This is a genomic window from Klebsiella sp. CN_Kp097, assembly GCF_040064495.1.
GTDB lineage: Bacteria > Pseudomonadota > Gammaproteobacteria > Enterobacterales > Enterobacteriaceae > Klebsiella > Klebsiella aerogenes.
In genome coordinates this window covers 1-3,052 of the sequence record NZ_JBEAIL010000015.1, presented here as the reverse complement: position 1 = coordinate 3,052, position 3,052 = coordinate 1, and the positions used below count along the sequence as shown (strand labels likewise).

General features: G+C 53.3%; 3 protein-coding genes and 2 tRNA genes. 2 read left to right on the top strand and 3 right to left on the bottom strand.

What is annotated here, in order from left to right; genetic code table 11:
• Nucleotides 1-96: 96 nt before the first annotated feature.
• Nucleotides 97-172, bottom strand: a tRNA-Val gene (locus tag ABLV07_RS16335).
• A gap of 258 nt (nt 173-430) precedes the next feature.
• Here ABLV07_RS16335 and gltX point away from each other — a divergent pair.
• Nucleotides 431-1,849, top strand: a complete 1,419-nt coding sequence (gene gltX, locus ABLV07_RS16330; RefSeq protein ID WP_020078209.1) for a glutamate--tRNA ligase — start codon at nt 431-433, stop codon at nt 1,847-1,849.
• A gap of 55 nt (nt 1,850-1,904) precedes the next feature.
• Here the strand turns inward: gltX and ABLV07_RS16325 are convergent, their stop codons facing one another.
• Entirely contained in the window at nt 1,905-2,300 is a 396-nt protein-coding gene (locus tag ABLV07_RS16325; RefSeq protein ID WP_015365514.1) for a YfeC-like transcriptional regulator, read from the bottom strand.
• A 7-nt stretch (nt 2,301-2,307) separates the two neighbouring features.
• The gene (locus ABLV07_RS16320; RefSeq protein WP_013878158.1) at nt 2,308-2,661 is read right to left on the bottom strand and encodes a YfeC-like transcriptional regulator; all 354 of its coding nucleotides are present in this window, start codon (nt 2,659-2,661) and stop codon (nt 2,308-2,310) included.
• 219 nt (nt 2,662-2,880) lie between these two features.
• Here ABLV07_RS16320 and ABLV07_RS16315 point away from each other — a divergent pair.
• Nucleotides 2,881-2,956: transfer RNA gene (locus ABLV07_RS16315), tRNA-Ala, on the top strand.
• Nucleotides 2,957-3,052 lie beyond the last annotated feature (96 nt).

Below are 3,052 nucleotides of genomic sequence, written 5' to 3'. Positions count from 1 at the left end.
CCGACCCCCTCCTTGTAAGGGAGGTGCTCTCCCAGCTGAGCTAATCACCCACTTCTCAATTTTCTGTTCTACACGGCGGAGACTACGTAAAGTAGTTGGTGGGTGATGACGGGATCGAACCGCCGACCCCCTCCTTGTAAGGGAGGTGCTCTCCCAGCTGAGCTAATCACCCCCGCTGTGTGGAGTCGCATTATAGGGAGAGTTGAAATTGAGTCAACGCCTTTTCTAAATAATTTGTTTGTTCGTCGTAAAATTAAACAAAGCGATCGCAAAATCAGCTTCGGCGTATGATTTATAAACAAAAATGGTAAAGCGTGATGTTGAGGCGGGATCTACATTGAGGAATCAGCCCGTGGTGTTAGAATATTCCCCTATCAATTCCAAGAACACTGCCGACTATCGGCATCTTTATTAAACGTAAGGCCATTTCATGAAAATCAAAACTCGCTTCGCGCCAAGCCCAACAGGCTATCTGCACGTTGGCGGTGCGCGTACTGCTCTCTATTCCTGGCTTTTTGCACGTAACCACGGCGGTGAGTTTGTGCTGCGTATTGAAGACACCGATCTCGAACGCTCCACCCCGGAAGCAATTGAAGCCATCATGGATGGGATGAACTGGCTGAATCTGGAGTGGGATGAAGGTCCGTACTTCCAGACTAAACGTTTCGATCGCTATAACGCGGTTATTGATGAAATGCTGGAAGCAGGTACCGCTTATAAATGCTACTGCTCGAAAGAACGTCTGGACGCGCTGCGCGAAGAACAGATGGCGAACGGTGAAAAGCCGCGCTACGACGGCCGCTGCCGCCATGATCATCAGCATCACGCCGCCGATGAGCCTTGCGTCGTGCGTTTTGCCAACCCGCAGGAAGGTTCGGTTATCTTTGACGACCAGATCCGCGGGCCGATCGAATTCAGCAACCAGGAGCTGGACGATCTGATCATTCGCCGCACCGACGGCTCCCCGACCTATAACTTCTGCGTCGTAGTTGATGACTGGGATATGGCGATCACCCACGTGATCCGCGGTGAAGACCACATCAACAATACCCCGCGCCAGATCAATATCCTGAAAGCGCTGAATGCGCCGGTGCCGGTTTATGCGCACGTATCGATGATCAACGGCGATGACGGTAAAAAACTTTCCAAGCGCCACGGTGCGGTGAGTGTGATGCAGTACCGTGACGACGGCTACCTGCCGGAAGCGTTGCTGAACTATCTGGTGCGTCTGGGCTGGTCCCATGGCGATCAGGAGATCTTCACCCGCGAAGAGATGATCGAGTTCTTCTCGCTGGGCGCGGTGAGCAAGTCTGCCAGTGCGTTCAACACCGATAAACTGCTGTGGTTAAACCATCACTACATCAACACGCTGCCGGCAGAATATGTCGCGACGCATCTGCAGTGGCACATTGAGCAGGAAAATATCGATACCCGTAACGGCCCGCAGTTGTCCGAACTGGTTAAACTGCTGGGCGAGCGTTGCAAAACGCTGAAAGAGATTGCTCAGAGCTGCCGTTACTTCTATGAAGAGTTCGCCGAGTTCGACGCCGATGCAGCGAAGAAACACCTGCGCCCGGTGGCGCGTCAGCCGCTGGAAGTGGTTCGCGATAAGCTGGCGGCCATTAGCGACTGGACGGCGGAAAATGTCCACCATGCGATTCAGGCGACTGCCGATGAGCTGGAAGTGGGCATGGGTAAAGTGGGCATGCCGCTGCGCGTGGCCGTAACCGGCGCGGGTCAGTCCCCGGCATTGGATGTCACCGTTCATGCCATCGGTAAATCCCGTAGCGTTGAACGTATCAATAAAGCGCTGGCGTTTATCGCCGAACGCGAAAGCCAGCAGTCCTGAGGCCGAGCGTAAGCTAAAGCAAGCGGCAGGTTAATCCTGCCGTTTTTTTTCGCCGCTATTTTGTCGCAGTGTTAATACCTAGCCGCGCCAGGAAGCCACTAATACCATCGCGAGCAAGAAGATCGCGCAGGTGAGTTTGTTCTGCGGCGGTCATCAGCTGCAGCGTATCGGCGATTTGCCGCCATACCGCATCCGCTTCATTAATAAAGTAGCCGCTGGGCTGTTCGGCGAGCTGATACTCTTCATTCAGATGACGAAATGCCGGAATATTGGTCAGAAAATCGATCACTGGCCGGTCGATGACAATTAAACGCGCACGCCCGCCTTTGACGCCGGGAATCGCCTCGGTTCGCCACTTTTGTTCCCGCGCCCAGCGGTTGACCGTTTGTCTGGCCAGACCCAGAACTTCGGCAAGCTCTGCAGGCGTCATTTTTTCTTTCAGTTTCATCATTCGTTTTTTACTGGCCGCGTATTCCAAGACGGTTTAACAACCCGGTTATGCCTTCACGCAGCAGCAGCGACATTAGCTGCTTCTGTTCGCGATGAGTCATCTCTTTACAGAGCGTCAGCAATAATGGCTCGAGATCGGTCTCGGCGACCGAATAGGGCGAGGGCGTTTCCGCTACGCGCTGGGCATTGCGGATAAACTCTCGTACCTGCTCGTTAACGTGTACGAGACGCGCTTTGCCTCCCTGCACGCCAGGCCGCGGAGAAGTTTGCCACCCCTCTTTACGGACCCATTTATTTATCGTCTGTCGGCTGAAGCCAGTTAGATGCGCAATTTCTTCCGGAGTCATTCGTTCCTTGAGCATACTATTTCCTGAGTAAATATGTGGGAATTAGTGCTTCATGTTATAGCATCCTTTTACAGGAAATAGTGACATGTTTAACGCCTGCCTGCGATAAGGCTCGCATTGTCAGCTATTTGCCTGCTTTTTCAGCGATTGAATCAGGAGGGGTAATTTTGCCGTTGACACCTGGCGAAGGAATTCATATTATGCCGCCCGTCAACACGACACGCTTTACGTTACGGGGCTATAGCTCAGCTGGGAGAGCGCTTGCATGGCATGCAAGAGGTCAGCGGTTCGATCCCGCTTAGCTCCACCAAATTCTGCACCCAGCGGATTTGGTTCGTAAAGAGGTTCTGTGGGGCTATAGCTCAGCTGGGAGAGCGCTTGCATGGCATGCAAGAGGTCAGCGGTT